The organism is Streptosporangium album, assembly GCF_014203795.1.
GTDB classification, from domain to species: Bacteria; Actinomycetota; Actinomycetes; order Streptosporangiales; family Streptosporangiaceae; genus Streptosporangium; species Streptosporangium album.
This window is the reverse complement of the sequence record NZ_JACHJU010000001.1, coordinates 3,014,836-3,032,703: the sequence shown is the minus strand read 5'-3', so window position 1 is coordinate 3,032,703 and position 17,868 is coordinate 3,014,836. Positions and strand designations below refer to the sequence as shown.

The 17,868-nt window shown below is 69.4% G+C and carries 18 protein-coding genes; 11 read left to right on the top strand and 7 right to left on the bottom strand.

Annotation, left to right across the window (positions count from 1 at the left end):
• The first annotated feature begins 60 nt into the window (after positions 1–60).
• The gene (locus FHR32_RS14510) at positions 61–1,047 is read left to right on the top strand and encodes a GlxA family transcriptional regulator (RefSeq protein WP_184754786.1); all 987 of its coding nucleotides are present in this window, start codon (positions 61–63) and stop codon (positions 1,045–1,047) included.
• A 14-nt stretch (positions 1,048–1,061) separates the two neighbouring features.
• Here FHR32_RS14510 and FHR32_RS14505 read toward each other — a convergent pair whose 3' ends face one another.
• Together FHR32_RS14505 and FHR32_RS14500 are read right to left on the bottom strand one after the other, a co-directional pair.
• The gene (locus FHR32_RS14505) at positions 1,062–1,430 is read right to left on the bottom strand and encodes an ArsR/SmtB family transcription factor (protein WP_184754785.1); all 369 of its coding nucleotides are present in this window, start codon (positions 1,428–1,430) and stop codon (positions 1,062–1,064) included.
• 148 nt (positions 1,431–1,578) lie between these two features.
• Positions 1,579–3,018 (bottom strand): MFS transporter, encoded by a 1,440-nt coding sequence (locus FHR32_RS14500; protein WP_184754784.1) that lies wholly within the window; start codon positions 3,016–3,018, stop codon positions 1,579–1,581.
• Positions 3,019–3,294: 276 nt separating this feature from the next.
• Here FHR32_RS14500 and FHR32_RS47245 point away from each other — a divergent pair, with 276 nt between their 5' ends.
• From FHR32_RS47245 to FHR32_RS14470, 6 genes are all read left to right on the top strand, one after another.
• Complete coding sequence (locus tag FHR32_RS47245) at positions 3,295–3,534, top strand: beta-ketoacyl-[acyl-carrier-protein] synthase family protein (RefSeq protein WP_345003536.1); 240 nt, start codon at positions 3,295–3,297, stop codon at positions 3,532–3,534.
• 951 nt (positions 3,535–4,485) lie between these two features.
• Entirely contained in the window at positions 4,486–5,865 is a 1,380-nt protein-coding gene (locus tag FHR32_RS14490) for an LCP family protein (RefSeq protein WP_184754783.1), read from the top strand.
• Positions 5,866–6,274: 409 nt separating this feature from the next.
• Positions 6,275–7,342 (top strand): ABC transporter substrate-binding protein, encoded by a 1,068-nt coding sequence (locus FHR32_RS14485; protein WP_184754782.1) that lies wholly within the window; start codon positions 6,275–6,277, stop codon positions 7,340–7,342.
• Positions 7,343–7,372: 30 nt separating this feature from the next.
• Complete coding sequence (locus FHR32_RS14480; protein WP_184754781.1) at positions 7,373–8,164, top strand: ABC transporter ATP-binding protein; 792 nt, start codon at positions 7,373–7,375, stop codon at positions 8,162–8,164.
• The gene (locus FHR32_RS14475; protein ID WP_184754780.1) at positions 8,154–9,029 is read left to right on the top strand and encodes an ABC transporter permease; all 876 of its coding nucleotides are present in this window, start codon (positions 8,154–8,156) and stop codon (positions 9,027–9,029) included. The genes FHR32_RS14480 and FHR32_RS14475 overlap by 11 nt, the downstream gene beginning before the upstream one ends.
• 4 nt (positions 9,030–9,033) lie before the next feature.
• Positions 9,034–9,456, top strand: a complete 423-nt coding sequence (locus tag FHR32_RS14470; RefSeq protein ID WP_184754779.1) for an RrF2 family transcriptional regulator — start codon at positions 9,034–9,036, stop codon at positions 9,454–9,456.
• 48 nt (positions 9,457–9,504) lie between these two features.
• Here FHR32_RS14470 and FHR32_RS14465 read toward each other — a convergent pair whose 3' ends face one another.
• Positions 9,505–10,518 (bottom strand): hypothetical protein, encoded by a 1,014-nt coding sequence (locus tag FHR32_RS14465; protein ID WP_184754778.1) that lies wholly within the window; start codon positions 10,516–10,518, stop codon positions 9,505–9,507.
• Between the two features lie 347 nt (positions 10,519–10,865).
• Here FHR32_RS14465 and FHR32_RS14460 point away from each other — a divergent pair, with 347 nt between their 5' ends.
• Together FHR32_RS14460 and FHR32_RS14455 are read left to right on the top strand one after the other, a co-directional pair.
• On the top strand, positions 10,866–11,828 hold the full coding sequence (locus FHR32_RS14460) for an ATP-binding protein (RefSeq protein WP_184754777.1): 963 nt from the start codon (positions 10,866–10,868) through the stop codon (positions 11,826–11,828).
• 63 nt (positions 11,829–11,891) lie between these two features.
• The gene (locus FHR32_RS14455; RefSeq protein ID WP_184754776.1) at positions 11,892–12,278 is read left to right on the top strand and encodes an SCO5389 family protein; all 387 of its coding nucleotides are present in this window, start codon (positions 11,892–11,894) and stop codon (positions 12,276–12,278) included.
• Here FHR32_RS14455 and FHR32_RS14450 read toward each other — a convergent pair.
• The 3 genes from FHR32_RS14450 to FHR32_RS14440 all read right to left on the bottom strand — a co-directional run bounded on the left by FHR32_RS14450 (position 12,275) and on the right by FHR32_RS14440 (position 15,052).
• Complete coding sequence (locus FHR32_RS14450; RefSeq protein WP_184754775.1) at positions 12,275–13,261, bottom strand: LLM class flavin-dependent oxidoreductase; 987 nt, start codon at positions 13,259–13,261, stop codon at positions 12,275–12,277. The genes FHR32_RS14455 and FHR32_RS14450 overlap by 4 nt on opposite strands.
• Positions 13,262–13,354: 93 nt before the next feature.
• The gene (rnhB, locus tag FHR32_RS14445) at positions 13,355–14,023 is read right to left on the bottom strand and encodes a ribonuclease HII (RefSeq protein WP_184754774.1); all 669 of its coding nucleotides are present in this window, start codon (positions 14,021–14,023) and stop codon (positions 13,355–13,357) included.
• 93 nt (positions 14,024–14,116) lie between these two features.
• Positions 14,117–15,052: a LysR family transcriptional regulator gene (locus FHR32_RS14440; RefSeq protein WP_184754773.1), complete on the bottom strand. Its 936-nt coding sequence runs from the start codon at positions 15,050–15,052 to the stop codon at positions 14,117–14,119.
• Between the two features lie 99 nt (positions 15,053–15,151).
• Between FHR32_RS14440 and FHR32_RS14435 the strand changes: the two genes are divergently transcribed.
• On the top strand, positions 15,152–16,432 hold the full coding sequence (locus FHR32_RS14435; RefSeq protein WP_184754772.1) for a pyridoxal phosphate-dependent aminotransferase: 1,281 nt from the start codon (positions 15,152–15,154) through the stop codon (positions 16,430–16,432).
• Between the two features lie 186 nt (positions 16,433–16,618).
• Positions 16,619–17,263, top strand: coding sequence for a GNAT family N-acetyltransferase (locus tag FHR32_RS14430; RefSeq protein ID WP_184754771.1), 645 nt, complete (start codon positions 16,619–16,621; stop codon positions 17,261–17,263).
• A 95-nt stretch (positions 17,264–17,358) separates the two neighbouring features.
• Here the strand turns inward: FHR32_RS14430 and FHR32_RS14425 are convergent, their stop codons facing one another.
• Complete coding sequence (locus tag FHR32_RS14425; protein ID WP_184754770.1) at positions 17,359–17,847, bottom strand: hypothetical protein; 489 nt, start codon at positions 17,845–17,847, stop codon at positions 17,359–17,361.
• Positions 17,848–17,868 lie beyond the last annotated feature (21 nt).

The following is a 17,868-nucleotide window of genomic DNA, read 5'->3' as shown; positions in this document are numbered from 1 at the left end:
AATCCCGACATCACCCTCGGGCAAAATTGGCCTGAATTCACCATGTGTAAGAATCAGGCCATGCACAGAATCGTGGTGTTCGCTCTGGACGGTGTCATCCCCTTCGAGCTGGGCATCCCGGCCCGGATCTTCGGTGCGGCCAAGGGACCGGACGGCGAGTCGCTCTACGAGGTGATCACCTGCACCGTCGACGGCGGCCCGATCCGCACCGACGCCGATTTCTCGATCGCGGTGGAGCACGGAGCCGAGGCGCTGGCAGGCGCGGACACCGTGGTCATCCCGGCCACCCACCGCCTCGGCCCGATCTCCCGGGAGGGCCGGCTTCCAGAGCCGCTGGCCGAGGCGATCGCCCGTATCCGGCCGGGCACCCGGCTGGTCTCGATCTGCACCGCCGCCTACGTGCTCGCGGCGGCAGGGCTGCTCGACAGCCGCCCGGCGACCACGCACTGGAGCCACGCCGAGCCCTTCCAGATGTTGTTCCCCCAGGTCAAGGTCAACCCCAACGTCCTGTTCGTGGACGACGGCGATGTGCTGACCTCGGCCGGGGTGGCCGCCGGGGTCGATCTCTGCCTGCACATCGTCCGCCGTGACCACGGCAGCGAGACGGCCAACAGCGTGGCCCGCCGGTGCGTCGTCCCGCCGTGGCGCGACGGCGGCCAGGCCCAGTTCATCGAGCGCCCGATCCCCGAGGAGTCCACGGCCACCACCGCCGCCACCAGGGCCTGGGCGCTGGAGCGCCTGCACCTGCCGCTCCCCCTTGCCGAGCTGGCCGCCCACTCCCGGATGAGCCGGCGCACCTTCACACGGCGCTTCCGCGACGAGATGGGGGTCAGCCCGGGCCAGTGGCTCATCCTGCAACGGCTGGAGCTGGCCCGCCGCCTGCTGGAGGCCAGCGACCTACCGGTGGACGGCGTCGCCCTGCGGGCGGGGTTCGGCACCGCCGCCTCACTCAGGCAGCACCTGCATGCGGCCATCGGCGTCTCGCCGATGGCCTACCGCCGCACGTTCCGGCCGATGGGACCCGAGCTGGAGCCGGCCGGGGTCTGAACCGGCGGCACGGGTCAGCCGTGCCGGAGGTGCTCACGGCTGAGATCGAGGAGCAGCCGGACATGGACGTCGGCGAGACGGTAGTAGATCATCCGTCCGGCCCGTCGGCTGGTCACGATGCCCGCGGTCCGTAGCAGCCTGAGCGCGTGCGACACGGCGGTGTCACTGACCTCCACCGTCTCGGTGAGATCGCAGACGCAGAGCTCGCCGGCTTCGAGCAACGCGTACAGCAGCCGGGCCCGGGTCGGATCGCCCAGCAGCCGGAACAGGTCGGCGAGCCGGGTCGCCTCCTCCGCGGTGACGAGCCGGTCCCGCGTCGCCGCCACTCTGTCCTCATCCGGCTCCACGCTGGTGCAGGCGTCCAGACCGGTGAGGACATTCATGGGGCAAACTCCTGAACAGATGCTCAAATGATAATGACTATCGTATCAAGCCCCCCGCCGGGATCGCAGACCCGCAGGCCGTACGCCACGACCGCCCGGGGACGCACCACGGTCCGCGGTGCGCCCCCGGGCGACATTCCATGCTCCGTCAGGTCGCCGCGACGCTCAGCGGCTCGGCGATGTCCTCCAGGCTCCTGCGTTCGGCCTTGACCCCGAGGAACACCTCGACCAGCCCGGCAGCGATCATGAGGATGGCGCCGATGGAGAAGGCCAGCGCGGTGTCGCCCGGCCTGCCGCTCTCGACCAGGTTGGCGAAGATCAGCGGACCGGCGATGCCGCCGACGAAGGTGCCGATCGCGTAGAAGAACGCGATGGCCATGGCCCGGGTCTCCATCGGGAAGATCTCGCTGACGGTCAGGTAGGCCGCGCTCGCCCCGGCCGAGGCGAAGAAGAGCACGACGCACCAGCAGGCGGTCAGCGTGACCGCGGTCAGCACGCCCTGATTGAACAGCCAGGCCGTGCCGAGCAGCAGCAGACCGGACAGGATGTAGGTGCCGGAGATCATGGGTATCCGGCCGACGCTGTCGAACAGCGGGCCGAGCAGCAGCGGGCCGAAGAAGTTGCCGACGGCGATGACGGCGAAGAAGTAGCCCGTGTTGGTGTCAATCTTGAAGAAGGTCGACAGGATCTGGGCGTATCCGAAGGTGATGGCGTTGTAGAGGAACGCCTGCCCGATGAAGAGCGAGAAGCCGAGAACGGTGCGCTTGGGATAGCGGGCGACCAGGGTGTGCGCGATCCGGCCGAAGCCGATGGACCTGCGCTGGTGGATGGTCATGGACTGTGCGGGCTTCTCCAGCCGGACGCCCTTCTCATACTCGATGCGCTCCTCGATGTCGTCGACCAGCCCCTCCGCCTCCCGGTCCCGGCCGTGGATGAACAGCCAGCGCGGGCTCTCCGGCACGTGCCGCCGGACGATCAGGATGCTCAGGCCGAGGACCACGCCCAGGCCGAAGGCGATACGCCAGCCCACGTTCACCGCGAAGTTGTTCAGCAGCGGGACGGTCAGCAGCGCGCCACCGGCGGCGCCGAGCCAGTAGCTGCCGTTGATGACGATGTCGATGCGGCCGCGGTGGCGACTCGGGATCAGCTCGTCGATGGCGGAGTTGATCGCGGCGTACTCCCCGCCGATGCCGAAACCGGTCAGGAACCGGAACAGGAAGAACCACCACGCGGAGAACGACAGTGCGGTGGCCGCGGTGGCGATCAGGTAGACGACCATCGTGATGATGAAGAGCTTCTTGCGGCCGAACCTGTCGGTGAGCCAGCCGAAGAACAACGCCCCGAAGCACGCCCCGGCCACGTAGAGGGCCGCCGCCGTACCGGCCACCTGGGCCTGGGTGATCGCCAGACCACTGCCTTCCTTGGCCAGCTGGGCGGAGAGGTTGCCGACGATGGTCACTTCGAGACCGTCGAGGATCCAGACGGTCCCAAGCCCAATGATGATCATCCAGTGCCACCGTGACCATGGCAGCCGGTCCAACCGCGCGGGGACCTTCGTGGTCACCGTCCCCGTCTGAACATCGCTCATGATGGCAGCGGCTACCCACCACCGAGCGACTCATGCCACACCGCCCGGCGCGACGGTGCGGAGTTCCCGTCGCGCCGGAGACCCCGATGTGACCGTGATGACCAGAACAATTGCCATTCTTTTCGATACATTGCGCGGGCGAGGGGAGGCTTTACGCCATAGAGGGGGAGCGATGAGAGCCCGGATCGCGGGCGTCGCGACATACCTGCCGGAACAGACGCCGCCGAGCTCGGCCTGTCGTGCCCGGTGTTCGACGTCAAGAACGCCTGCAACAGCATGCTCAACGGCATCCAGGTCGCCGAGGCGCCGATCCTGTCGGGTGCGCATCGCAAGGTGCTGGTCTGCTCCGGCGAGGTCCCTTCGCGGGCGCCGCCGGTTGGTGACCGGAGAGGACCCGTTCCCAGTCCGACGTCAGGTAGGCCACACCGGCCACGAGCAGGCCGGTCACGAAGAGGAGCCGTAGCCCGGCCCGCAGAGACCCGGTCAGCGCGTCGAAGACGGTGGTCGCGGCCTTGACCGCCATCGCGCCCCCCACGTAGTCGGGCAGGTAGACGTTGCGGACCACGGCCAGGGCAACGGCCAGCGCCAGCATGCTCGCGGCCAGGCCGAGACCCGCGCCGGTCAGCGCCTTCTTACGGTCACGCGCCAGGTACACCCCGGTCCCGAGGAAGGTCAGGGACAGGATGGGCGGCACCCACTGCGTCCTGACCATCCAGGTGTAGACGGTCCGCGCCCTGACCAGATCGGCCGAGGAGAACAGGTCGATCGTCGGCCGCAGGACGGGAAGGTTTCCGCCCAGCTCCTGCCTGACCAGGTCGTCCACCGAATCCCTGGTCCGGTCGTACACCGGCGTGAGGTCAAGGCCGAGATCCGCCGCCTGCGCGGACCGGTCAAGATCGCCCTCGCCGGACAGGATCGGCAGGAGCCGCCGGTGCACCGTCCGGTTGACGTCGTTCCAGATGGCGGGGAAGTCGTCGGACGCGACGACCCTTCTCACCAGCGTGTTGATGAGGTTCTCGGTGGGCGAGAGCGCCTGTCTCCGCAACGGCTTCGTGATCTTTGCGGTGATGCAGTCGACGACGGCGTCCCGGATATCCGGGTCGGCGGCGAGGGGAGCCATGTTCTCGACGTAGCTGTCGGTGTCGGAGATCTCGTCGGCCACCCAGGACCCGGCGAGAGCGAGCGGGGCGAAGGCACAGCCGAGCACGATCAAGATCACAGATATCACTACCCGCATGGGCCACCTCCCCCCTCTTACCTCACAATCCCCCGCCTCACCTGCGGAAATCCACTTGATGTTCTTTTTGTCCACGATTTGAAGAGTGATGATCACCCGAAACGACGGGCTTCGCACACCGAAGCTTGACCCGGACTTCTCAGCGCGTCGCGCGACCACATAGCCCATTCATCCGACAACCGTTACTAACCTGTGACACGCGAGGGCGATAGACAGGAGATGTTAGGAAGATGGCAGGTAAACGGGCTGGTCAGAGCGTCACAGCGAGCCTGGTGCTGACGCTGGGTTCGGCCGCGCTGTGGGGCCTGGCACACCTGTGGGTAGGCCGCCGCCTGACGGGCGCCCTCCTGATGGGCATCTACACGGCCCTCATCGCCACCATCGTCACCGCCCTGTTCAAGGCCCAGCCGGAACTGCTCTCCCTTGCCGTCCAGCCAAGCTGGCTGTGGACCTTCGCGCTGTGCGCGCTGCTGTTCGCCGCCGCCACCGTCACCGTGGTCATCCGCTCCTACCAGCTGGTCCGCCCCGACTCCATGACCGGCCCCGTCCGCTACCTCTCCGCCCTCTCAGTCGGCCTGCTGTGCGCGATGGTGATCGCCCCGATGGCCTACGTGGCCCGCCTGGCCCTCGTCTCCCAGCATGTGGTCACCTCGGTGTTCGCCGCGGACACCGCTCCGATCCCGGTGGACCCGTGGCGGGGTCGCGACCGGGTGAACCTCCTGCTGATCGGCGCCGACGCGGCGCCCCGCAGGCCCGGCGTGCGCACCGACAGCATGACCGTCGCCAGCGTCGACACCAGGACGGGCGACACCGTCCTGTTCGGCCTGCCCAGGAACCTGGAGCGCGTCCCGATGCCCGCCGGCCCGGCCCGCGACCACTTCCCCTACGGCTTCGGAGGCGAGCCGCCGTACACGCCGGGCCTTCTCAACGAGGTCTTCCAGTACGCGGAGGACTACCCCGGCATGGTCCCGGGCGTCCCCCGGGGCCACCGCGGCCCGATCCTTCTCAAGAAGACGATCAGCGATATCACCGGACTCGACATCACCAACTACGCGATGGTCGACATGAGCGGCTTCGCCGACATCATCAACGCGATGGGCGGGGTGAAGGTCACCGTCAAGCAGCCCATCGTGTACGGCAGGCAGAACGAGGGGCTGATCCGGCCGGGCACCCGCAAGCTGTCCGGCGAGGAGGCGCTCTGGTTCGGCAGGGCCCGCACCTACAGCGACGACTACGTCCGCATGGGCCGGCAGAAGTGCCTGATGAACGCCGTCGCCAAGCAGGCCGACCCGGTGACGGTGCTCAGGAGCTTCGAGAAGCTGGCCGACGCCACGATGCACGCCGTCTCCACCGACATCCCGCAGGCGCTGCTGCCCAACCTGATCGACCTGTCCGAGAAGGTGAAGCAGGCCAAGATCAAGAGCTTCCAGTTCGTCCCTCCGCTGATCAACACCGCCTACCCCGACTACCCGCTGATCAAGCACAAGATCAGCGCCATCCTGGCGGCGGAGAATTCCGAGGCCGCCGCACCGACCGGTCTCAGCCTCGCCAAGGATGCCCATACGCACCTGAGGCAGGGTGTCGCCACCCTCGACAGCACCTGCAACTGACACCGGAAAAGCATGGCCGGCAACGCCCTCTTCGGGGCACGGCCGCTGCGTGGCCGCTCGGTGACGCCATCCCGCGGTCCGGCGCCGGAGCGGCACCGCTGCGATCGGGATGCCGATCGCCACGCCGGCGGCGAGCCAGGTGGGGCGGGCCAGCCGGCGTTGCCCATGGGTTGACCGAGAAGCAGCGCGCGTAGCGTCTCCACCACCGGCGTGACCGGTTGACGCCCGGCGAAACCGCGGGGCAGGCTCGGCACGGTCCCCGCCGGGACGACGCCGCCGGACGGGCACCGGGGCAAGGGCACGGGGCGGTAACGATGAGCCCTTCCCCAGAATTCCTACTTGACCGATAGGCATAGCAGGCTCTTATATACACATAACCGACTCATTAAGTAGGAATAGGGGAGTGGTTATGAACGCTCGCAGGGTTCGCGGGGTGGTGGCCGTACTGGCCGCACTGGCGCTCACGACCTTGGCGACCGCCTGCGGGGGCACGGAGACGACAGGGAGCGCGGCGTCCGGCGGCGGCGGGGACAAGCTCGCGGAGGTCCGGCTCGGATACTTCCCCAACATCACGCACTCCACGGCGCTGGTCGGCATCGAGAAGGGCTTCTTCGCCAAGCACCTCGGCAGCACCAAGCTCACGACCAGCTCCTTCAACGCCGGCCCCGCCGCGATCGAGGCGGTCTTCTCCGGCGCGATCGACGCCACCTACATCGGCCCCAACCCGGCCATCAACGCCTGGGCCAAGTCCAAGGGCAAGGCGATCAAGATCATCGCAGGCTCGGCCTCCGGGGGCGTCTACCTGGTCGTCAAGCCCGGGATCAACGGCCCCGAGGACCTCAAGGGCAAGAAGATCGCCACGCCTCAGCTCGGCAACACCCAGGACGTGGCCCTGCGCTACTGGCTGCAGGAGAAGGGCCTGAAGACCGACACCAAGGGGGGCGGCGACGTCAACATCGTCCCGCAGGAGAACTCCCAGACCCTGCAGACCTTCGCCACCGGCGACATCGACGGCGCCTGGGTGCCCGAGCCGTTCGCCAGCCGCCTGGTCCAGGAGAGCAAGGGAAAGATCCTCGTCGACGAGCGCGACCTCTGGTCGAACAAGCAGTTCGTGATCACTCACCTGATCGTCCGCCAGGAGTTCGCCGCCCAGCACCCCGAGACGGTCAAGCAGCTCCTCGAAGGACATGTCGAGGCCAACGCGGCGATCAACAGCGACCCCGCCGACGCCGCCAAGACCGTCAACAGCGCGCTGGAGAAGCTGACCGGCAAGCCTCTCAAGCAGGAGGTCCTGGACAGCGTCTTCAAGAACATCACCTTCACCAACGACCCGATCGCCTCCTCGCTGGTCGGCAGCGCGGACCACGCGATCAAGATCGGCCTGCTGCAGCCCGTCGATCTGAACGGCATCTACGACCTCGCCCCCCTCAACGAGATCCTCAAGGCCAAGGGCGAGAGCGCGGTCGCCGACAAGTAACCGCCTGATCCGTATTCAGTAGGAGGGCAAGTGACAGCTCCGCTCCGGGAGCGGACGGACAGCCGGACCGAGGGTGGCGAGCCCGCGGTCCGGCTGGACGGCGTCTCCAAGATCTACGGCCAGGGCAGAAACGGCCTCCTGGCCCTCGACAGCGTCTCCCTCTCCGTCGGGCAGGGTGAGTTCGTCTGCCTGCTCGGCGCCTCCGGCTGCGGCAAGAGCACGCTGCTCTCCCTGGTCGCCGGGCTCGACACCCCCACGGCCGGCCGGATCGGCACCGAGGGTCGCAAGATAGCCATGATGTTCCAGGAGCCCGCGCTGTTCCCCTGGCTCACCGTCTCGGCCAACGTCGAGATGGCGCTGCGGGTCCAGGGCGTGGCCAAGCGCGAGCGTCAGACCCGGGCCAAGGAGTTCCTGGACATCGTCCACCTGGGCGGTTTCGGCGACAAGCGCCCGCACGAGCTGTCCGGCGGCATGCGCCAGCGGGTCTCCCTGGCCCGTGCGCTCGCCCAGGACGCCGACGTGCTGCTGATGGACGAGCCGTTCGGCGCGCTGGACGCGATGACCCGCGACCTGCTCCACGACGAGCTGGAACGGATCTGGCGCGAGCGCGGGCTCAGCGTGCTGTTCGTCACCCACAACGTCCGCGAGGCCGTACGGCTGGGCGACCGGGTGGTCCTGCTCAGCAGCCGTCCCGGCCGGGTGGTGGAGGACTTCACGGTCACCCTCGACCGGCCCCGCCGTACCGACTCGGCGGAGGTCGCCGAGCTCGCCGGCACCATAACCGCCCGCCTGCGTGAGGAGGTCATGCGCCATGGCAGTTGACCAGGCGCCCACCGACAGCCACGCCCGGCAGCTCGCCGGGCTCGACGCGCTGGAGCTGGGCGGCACTACCCATAGCGGGATCGTCCCCCGGATCTGGGGCCGCGTCTGGCCGATGGCCCTGGCGATCGGCATGGTGCTGGCGATCTGGCAGGGCGTGGTCTGGGCCGGCTTCTGGCCGGACTACGTCTTCGCCGGGCCCGCCGACGTCCTGCCGGTCCTCGCCGAACGACTGACCAGCGGCGAGTACTGGGAGGCCATCGGCGTGACGATGCGCCGCGCGATCACCGGTTTCGCCGTCTCGGTGCTGATCGGGCTGGTCCTCGGTGCCGTGGTGTCGCGGATCCGGGTGCTGCGGGCGGCCTTCGGCTCGCTGATCACGGGCCTGCAGACCATGCCGTCGATCGCCTGGTTCCCGCTGGCCATCCTGCTGTTCGGGCTGACCGAGAGCGCGATCACCTTCGTGGTCATCCTCGGTGCCGCGCCGTCCATCGCCAACGGCCTGATCGCCGGGGTGGACTACACGCCGCCGATCCTGCTGCGCGCCGGGCATGTGCTCGGCTTCCGCCGCCTCCAGCTCTACCGCCACGTGATCCTGCCGGCGTCCCTGCCGTCTTTTCTCGCCGGACTCAAGCAGGGGTGGGCCTTCGCCTGGCGCTCGCTGATGGCGGGTGAGCTGGTGGTCATCATCGCCCACCAGTCCTCACTGGGCGAGCGGCTGTTCTTCGACCGGGAGCTCGCGGACTCGGCCGGCCTGCTCTCCACCATGATCGTGATTCTCGTCATCGGCATCGGGGTGGACCTGCTGTTCGAGACGGCGGACACCTCGCTGCGCCGGCGCTGGGGCCTTGCGCAGGTGCGCAACTGACGACATGCGGATCTCCGCCAGAACCCAGTACGCGCTGCGTGCCGCCACCGAACTGGCCGCCGCGCCGCCCGGCCCCGTGCCCGCCGAGAAGATCGCGGTGGCGCAGAACATCCCCCGGAGGTTCCTGGACAACATCCTGCTGCAGTTGCGGCGGGCCGGGCTCATCCACAGCCAGCGGGGCCCCGACGGGGGATACTGGCTGGCCCGGCCCGCCGAGGAGATCACCCTGGCCGACGTGATCATGGTGGTCGAGGGCAGTCCCGAGCACTCCCGGCACGGCGGCTACCCGGGGGTCGCGGGCCCCCTGGCCGACGTGTGGAGCCTGCTGCGCGAGCACGAGGAGACGCTACTCACCGAGATCACCCTCGCCCACATCACCAAGGACGCGCTCCCCGACACCCGGATCGGCCCCGCCCAGGACGGCTAGTGCTGTGACCGAGTCGCTGCTCACGGTCGCGACACCGGTCCACGTCGGTCAGCGACGGATCGCTCGCGAGGTCGCGACCACCACGCCGGCCGCGAGAATCGCCACGGCGGCCGCTAGAGCGGCGCCGACGGTGAGCGTCAGCGCGTCCGGGTGCGCCGGCGACTGGCCGCGCTGAGCCTGCCACAGCAGCAGCCCGGTCAGCCCGGCGTAGCCGAGCGCGGCCACGATCACCAGGCCGGCCCGCGTGGTGACGTCGCGCAGGGTCTCGAAGCGCCGGGCGAGCGACTGCAGGACGACGGCGAACAGAGGCAGCGCCTGGAGCGCGTGCAGCCCGAAGAAGTGCGCGACGCGCAGATCGCCCGTCTCGGTGGCCCACCCGGTGACCGGCATGCCCGCGCCGCCGTCGATCCCGCCGACACTGTGCGCTCCGATGGTGGCGAGCTTGATCGCGGTGTGCATGGCCTGCGCCTGATCGGGGGTGGGGGCGGTCATCAGGTAGCCGATGGACATGCCGGCGAGCGACACCGCGATCCCCAGCGGGACGGCCCAGGCCATGGACCGGTCGACCCTGCGCTGGAGGACCAGGAACACCCCGAGCGCGAACGTCATCAGCCAGCCCAGGTAGGCCGCGCCGCCCATGACGGCGAAGATGGTCGAGTCCAGTTGGGTGGAGAAGTTGAAGTGACTGCGCACCCCGCGTACGGCCTGGAAGGTGATGGCGGATATCTCGGGAAGCACGAACCCTGCGACGGTCACCGTCCCCAGCCACCAGAGCGTGCGTCTCCATCGCTGGACCCTGCTCACCATCCAGGCCAGGGTGATCGCGTACAGCGCGAAGGACATCGCGAACTTGAACGGCTTGAGCCAGACAGGCTCCCCTTGCACGAGCCGTTGGTCGACCACCAGCCCCACCCCGCTGAGCACGGCGAGCACGACCATGGCGGCCGCGCAGAACGCCAGCGGCCGGTGCGCGCGCACGATCGCGCCCAGGTGGAAGGTATCCACCGGCGGCTTGTTCTCTCCATGGGTACGGCTGGCGGGAAGGCTGGTCTGGACGGCCACGGTGGAAGGCTCCCTCTGTCACGCGCTCGGTTGCCTCTCCACCCTGCTGGCCTGCGACGTCACCGACCAGAGACATGATCACCTGTCCGGCATGACGTCATCATGATCCAGACATGGAGCCATCAATCGCCGGCACGCGATCCGGGCCGATGACGAGGACTCGCCGAGCCGGATCATCCCGACGGCCCAAACCGTCTCCATCGCCCCCGATACCACCAATATCAGCCATGCCATCGTCTGCCTCCCCGCCCTTCCCCGGCATACCCGTCACACGGAGTCACGGATCGTGGCAAGATAATGACTCTCAGATGTTGCAATGGTTTTCATAATCAGATTGGATCGTCGTCGTGAGGGTGGCATTCGTCGGTAAGGGCGGCAGCGGCAAGACGACCCTGTCGGCACTGTTCGCGAGATACACCGCCCGGCAGGGCGGGCCGGTCGTCGCGATCGACGCCGACATCAACCAGCACCTGGGCATGGCCCTGGGAGTGGAGGAGGACGCGCTGCCCCGGCCGATGGGCGCGCACCTGACCGAGATCAAGGAATATCTGCGGGGCGACAACCCGCGCATCTCCTCGGCTGCGGCGATGGTCAAGACCACCCCGCCGGGCCGCGGCTCTCGCCTGCTGCGTCTGGAGGAGCCCGACGCCATCCACGCCGGGTTCGCCGCGGCCACACCGGACGGGCCGAAGCTGATGGTCACCGGCCCCTTCAGCGAGGACGACCTGGGGGTGGCCTGTTACCACTCCAAGGTCGGCGCGGTGGAGCTCTACCTCAATCATCTGGTCGACCATGCGGGGGAGTACGTGGTGGTCGACATGACCGCCGGAGCCGACTCCTTCGCCTCGGGGCTGTTCACCCGGTTCGACCTGACCTTCCTGGTGGCCGAGCCGACCCGGCAGGGGGTCGGGGTCTACCGGCAATATCGCGACTACGCCGCCGACTACGACGTGCCGGTGGCGGTCGTCGGCAACAAGGTGCACGGTCCGGAGGATGTGGAGTTCCTGCGCGAGCACGTCGGCGACGACCTGCTGGTGTGCCTGCGGCACTCGGCGGCGATCCGGGCGATGGAGCAGGGGCGCCGGTCCGGCCTGGAGGAGCTGGAGCCGGACAACGCCGCGGCTCTGGGCGTGCTCCTGAAGCACCTGGACGCCCAGGAGAAGGACTGGCCGCGGTTCGGCCGACAGGCCGTGCAGTTCCACCTCAAGAACGCCGGGGCCTGGGCGAACAGGGCCACCGGCGAGGATCTCTCCGCCCAGATCGACCCCGAGTTCGTCTTCGGGCCCACCCGAGTGTCGCTCCCCGGCTAGATGAAGCGGCCACCGCATCCGACCTAGTTTCTCAATGATCCCCTTCTGAGAGGAGAACGCAGCATGTCGCTGACCGTTTCGAAGGATCTGCTCGACCAGGCGAAAGCCGGCGAGGTGGACGACGCGGCATTCGTCGCCTGCGTCCGCGACTCCCTGCCGTACGCCTGGTCGGTGATCACCGAGTTGGTCCGGCAGCGCGACGACACCGGCGCGGAGTTCGCCGACAACACCGTCCCCCCGCCGGATGAGGCCGCCCGGGGCCAACTCCTGCGCTGTCTCGCCAGCGACTCCATGCGCGGCGCCCTGGAGCGTCACTTCGGAATGAGGCTCGCCTTCCAGAACTGCCACCGGGTCGCGGTCTTCGACCCCTCCGCCACCAAGGCTCACGCCGAGTTCGTCACCGCCCGGTCCCAGATCCTCAACCAGACACCCGAGCTCGTCGACTGCTAACCGCGGACCCGGGGCAGCACCTCCGCCCCGAACCGCCTGATGTTGCCGAGGGTGCGGGCCTGGTCGCCCGCACCCTCGACCATGAGGATCAGGTGCCTCAGGCCGGTGACCTCGACGGTCCGTCTGATCCTCTCGACGCAGTGGCCGGGTGAGCCGACCGGGTGCGTGGCACAGAGAAAGTCCACATATTCGGAAATATCGCGCCGTGGTCGTGCCCGGCCGTCCACCGGCACATAGCCCGCGAGCCCCGGCGCCAGCCACCTCGGCAGGGTCTCCCGGAGCTCCCGCACGGCCTGAGCCGTCGAGTCGGCCACGTGCCCCACGACCGCCGCCACATGCCCGCCGGGCTCCTCCCCGGCCGCCGCCCTCCGGTAGTCCCGCAGCATGGCGGCCTTCTCCTCGTCCCCGATGTGCATGCCCAGCAGCATCGGCAGCCCCCGCTCGGCGGCGAGGGCGACGGTCTGCGGTGAGGTGCACGCCACGACCGGGCGGAGCCTGGTGGCCGGGACCATCGGCACCTCCCTGAACCGGAAGAACTCCCCGTCGGCTGCGACCGTGTCCCCGGCGAGCGCGGCGCACAGCAGATCGAGTGACTCAGGGAAGCCGCGCTCGAACCTCGCCAGCCCCGTCCCGAACACCTCCAGGTCCACCCACGGCCCGCCCCTGCCCACCCCGAGCGTGAACCGCCCCCCGGAGACCTGGTCGAGGACCGCCGCCTGCTCCGCCAGGTCGACCGGATGCCGGGTGGACAGCACGCTCACCGCGGTGCCCACCCCGATCCTGGAGGTACGGCCCAGCGCCACCCCGGCCAACGTGGCCGCCGACGGGCACACGCCGTACGACATGAAGTGGTGCTCGGCGATCCAGACGTCGTCGAACCCCGCCTCCTCGGCGGCCACGACCGCCTCCACCGTGTCCCGCAGCACCTCCCCCGCGCTCCGTTCCGGGAACTTCGCCGCAACCAGAAAGACGCCGATACGCATAGTGAGTACTTTGGAACGGCACGCGTGAGACGGCTAGGCCGGATCGCCGTTCCGTCCGGATCCCGCGGAGAGACGGGCTCCGGGCGACGGCCCTCACCCGAACAGTCCGAGCTGGCCTTCGCCCGCGAGCGGGTTGCGGTGTCTCTTGAGGTGGCGCCAGCGGGGCAGGTCGTCCAGGTAGGACCAGGACAGGCGGTGGTGCTCGGTCGGTCCGAGGGAAGCCAGTGCCGCCTGGTGGACCGGGGAGGGGTAGCCCGCGTTGTCGGCGAAGCCGTACTCCTCGAAGCCGAGGGAGGCCATGTAGGCGTCCCGGCGGACCTTGGCGATCACTGAGGCGGCGGCCACGGAGACACAGGACAGATCGCCCTTGATCTCGCACCGGACCGGCCACGGGGCGCCCAGGTAGTCGTGCTTGCCGTCGAGGATGACCGCGTCGGGCTCCGCCGGGAGCTCCGCGAGTGCCCGGCGGGCCGCCCGGCGCAGGGCCTCGGTCATGCCGAGCGCGTCGATCTCCTCGTGCGACGCCTCGCCGTATCCGATCCCGGCCGCCCAGCCGGTGATCTGGGCCACCATGCCGGTACGGCGGGCGGGGCTGAGCATCTTGGAGTCGGTCAGCCCGGCGGGCGGCTCCGACAGGTCCGTGACGACCGCGCAGACCGCCACCGGCCCGGCCCAGGCGCCCCGGCCGACCTCGTCGACACCGGCCACCAGTTTCGTCCCGCCGGCCGACAGCAGTCGCTCAAGCGCGTAGGAGGGAGGCACGCCCCGACGTTACCGGGCGGCGGACCCGGCGGGTGCCAGGCGGCCGCGGACATCGCCGACCGGCGAGTACGGATGCCTGACGGGTCGTGCACGTCACCGGGCGGCGAGCTGGATCGCCGCCAGGTCGGCGGCGAGGAGGCGGGCGGCGACGTGCACGGCGCGCAGGGTGACGGACACGGCGGGGCGGTGGACGCTGGAGGCACGGGCGACCGCGTGAACGTCGCGGCCGACCGGGACACCGGGAAACTCGCGGACGACGATGCCGCGGACCCCGGAGGCCAGGGCCAGGGCGGGGACGGCCGCGATGCCGATGCCCTTGGCGACCAGGCCGAGGATGGTGCCCAGGCCCTCGAACTCCCACGGCACCGGCTGGGCGCCGCCGACGTCGGCCAGCAGGCGGTCCACGGCCAGCCGGGAGGGCTCGCCGTCCGGGGTGGCCATCCACGGCTCGTCGCGGAGCTCCCGCAGGTCCACGGGCTCGTCCGGGGAGGCGAGCCGGTGCTTGCGCGGCACCACGAGCACCAGCGGGTCGTGCAACAGCGGGAAGACCCGCATCGTGTCGGACGGGCGCACCCGGCCGTACCAGTCGTCCACCAGGGCGATGTCCACCTCGCCCGACTGGACCTCGCGCATCCCCCGCCCGGAGCGCCCCTGCCCCATCCGCAGAGTCAGCCCGGTGTGGCGGCGCAGCGTCCGGGCCAGCGCGGGCGCGAAGGCCACCGCGGCGGTCGGGAAGGCGGTGACGGTGACCCGGCCGGAGGGGGTCGCCGCCTGGGCGGAGAGATCGGACTCGGCGGTCTCGACCATGGACAGGATCCGCTCGGCGTGCTCGACCAGACGACGACCGGCGTCGGTCAGCTCGGCGCTGCGGGCGGTCCGGTCGAGCAGCACGGCTCCGGCCTCCCGTTCCAGTGCCGCCAGCTGCTGGGAGACCGCCGAGGGACTGTAGCCGAGGGAGAGGGCGGTCGCCGCGATGCTCCCCCGGCGAGCAAACTCGCAGATCAACACCAAACGCCTTAAATCGAGCATCAGACTTCCTTATGCCTACCCACAACAACCGAAGCTTGTCCTGATGCCTGCAGCACACCACGCTTGGGAACGTTCCGCAACGAGCGAGAGGACTTCCTCATGAACGTGATGCTCTCCGCCACACTGGCGGCCAACGAGGAGATCGAGCGAAGACGGCGCGCCGGTGAGCGCGTGCTGCACCTGGCCTTCGGGGAAGCCGGTCTGCCCGTTCATCCGGCGCTACGCGAACGACTGGTCGCCGCGTCCGGGCACAACGGATACGGTCCGGTCGCCGGAGCGGCGGCGCTGCGTGAGGCGGCGGCCGGATACTGGCACCGCCGGGGCCTGCCCACCGACCCCGAGCTGGTGGTCTGCGGTCCCGGAAGCAAGCCCCTGCTCTACGGCCTGCTGCTCGCGATCGGCGGCGACATCGTGCTGCCGATGCCGAGCTGGGTCAGCTACGCCGCCCAGGCCGACCTGGTCGGAGCGCGCCCCCTGCTCGTCCCAGCACCCCCCGGCGAGGGAGGGGTGCCGGATCCCGAGCGGGTCGTCTCCGCGGTCCTGTACGCGCGATCCCAGGGCCGCGAGGTGCGCTCCCTGCTGGTCACGCTGCCCGACAACCCCACGGGCACGCTGGCCGCGGCGGACACGATCAGGCGGATCGTCGAGGTCGCCCGCGAGCTGGATCTCACGATCATCTCCGACGAGATCTACCGCGATCTCGTCCACGACACCACCGCGGACTTCCTCAGCCCGGCCGACCTGGCCCCGGAGCGCACCGTGATCACCAGCGGGCTCAGCAAGAGCCTCGCGCTCGGCGGCTGGCGGATCGGCGTCGCCCGGCTCCCTTCGGTGGAGCTGCGCGACCGGCTGCTCGCCGTGGCCAGCGAGATCTGGTCCAGTCCGGCGGCGCCCGTCCAGCAGGCGGCGGCCTACGCCTACACCGAGCCCGCCGAACTCGTCGAGCGGATCGACGAGAGCCGGCGGCTGCACGGCACGGTGGCGCGGGCCGTGCACGAGAGGTTCGTCCAGGCGGGGGTGCGGGTGGACGCGCCGCAGGGCGGCTTCTACCTCTACCCCGACTTCACCGGGCTGGCCTTCGCGACCTCCGCCGAGCTGACCGCGGACCTGCTCGACGGGCACGGTGTCGGCGTGCTCCCCGGCCATGCCTTCGGCGACGATCCCCGGGCCCTCCGGGTACGGGTGGCGACCAGCCTTCTGTACGGCGAGACGGCCGAGCGGCGACTGGCCGCGCTGAGCGCTTCCGACCCCCTCGGGCTGCCCTGGATCGCGGCCTCTCTGGATCACCTGAGCGAGGCTCTGACCGGCCTCGAAGCGGCACGGCGGGTGCCCGCCCGGCTCAGGCGCGCCCCCCTGGTCCCGGCCCCGGCCGGAAGGTGATCTCGGACGGGTACCACTTGGTGGAAAATTTACCTGCGGAGTGACCGCACCGGAGACGGCTCCCACCTTTCTGACCTGGGCTTTTACGCGTTACAGATCGGGAAGACAGGCATTTTGCCGGATGCTCACCAAGATGTCCCGTGTCATTTGGCACCGGGCATCTCGGTGAGCCCTCATCATGTGCTCATGCCCGCTTTTGTCACCCTGTCCGGGCGCTCCGTGCGCCTGGAACCGCTCAGCCTCGCGGCCGTCGACGACCTCGTCGCCGCGGCGAGTGAAGACCGTTCTACTTACGCCTTCACTCGCGTTCCCCAAGGCCGGGGCGAGATGGTCTCCTACGTGGAGGCCACTCTGGCTGAGCAGGCGGAGGGCCGCACGATGCCCTTCGCCATCCGGTGGCTGCACACCGACCGCGTCGTCGGTGCCACCCGTCTCATGAACCTGGAGTACTGGCAGGGCCCCATGCCCTGGCCGCCGGGTGCACGCAGTGCGGTGGGCGAGGTCCCGTCCGTGGCGGACATCGGTTACACCTGGCTGGCCGCTTCGGCCCAGGGCACAGGTGTCAACCGGGAGAGCAAGTATCTGATGCTCTCCCACGCCTTCGAGACCTGGCAGGTCCACCGCATCACGCTCAAGGCTGACGTACGGAACGTACGCTCCCGGGCCGCCATCGAGTCCCTCGGCGCACACCTCGACGGTGTGCGCCGGGCCGAGACCCGAGGCGCCGACGACACGGTCCGAGATACCGCCTACTACTCGATCCTGAGTTCCGAATGGCCGCTGGTCCGAGAACGGATCCACGCGCGGCTCGGTCTGGTCGAGGCTGCGTAGAGGCGTCCCCGTCACTTCGATGACTTCATGGAACAACAGGCCCGCCCGGGACTCCGGGCGGGCCTGACGTTCATCCGGCGACCGTCTCACCGGAACTACTCGTCGTCACCGCTGTCGGCCTCGTAGATGTAGTCCCACTTGCCGCACAGCTTCCTCTTCGCCTGGTGGTTGTCCCAGTAGCAGACCCGGACCTGGACGTTGTCGACGTCGTCCTGGAGGAAGTGGAAGGACCGGTAGCCATTGGAGCCGCACTGCTTGGCCCAGTAGTAGGACTCGTCGCCGTCGGCGTTCTCGAACTTGACCTGGGCGTAGCCGCAGAGCCAGCTCGGGGAGTACTTGTCGTAGAGCGTGCCCTGGACGTGGATCCTGTCGGAGTCGTCGCTCCAGACGCGCCCCTTGGCCTTGGCGCGGGAGTCGTCGTAGTACTTGGAGTAGTCGTAGCCCCAGTAGTCGTCGTAGTCACTCGCGGTCGTGCTCGCGGTGACCGTGGCGGCCGAGGCGGAGGTGGCCAGGACCGGGGCGCCCGCCGCGATGACGGCGGTGGCGGCGGCGAGGCCCAGGAGGGTGCTGGTCGTGCGGCGCATGCGGGTTCTCCTTGAGGGGGG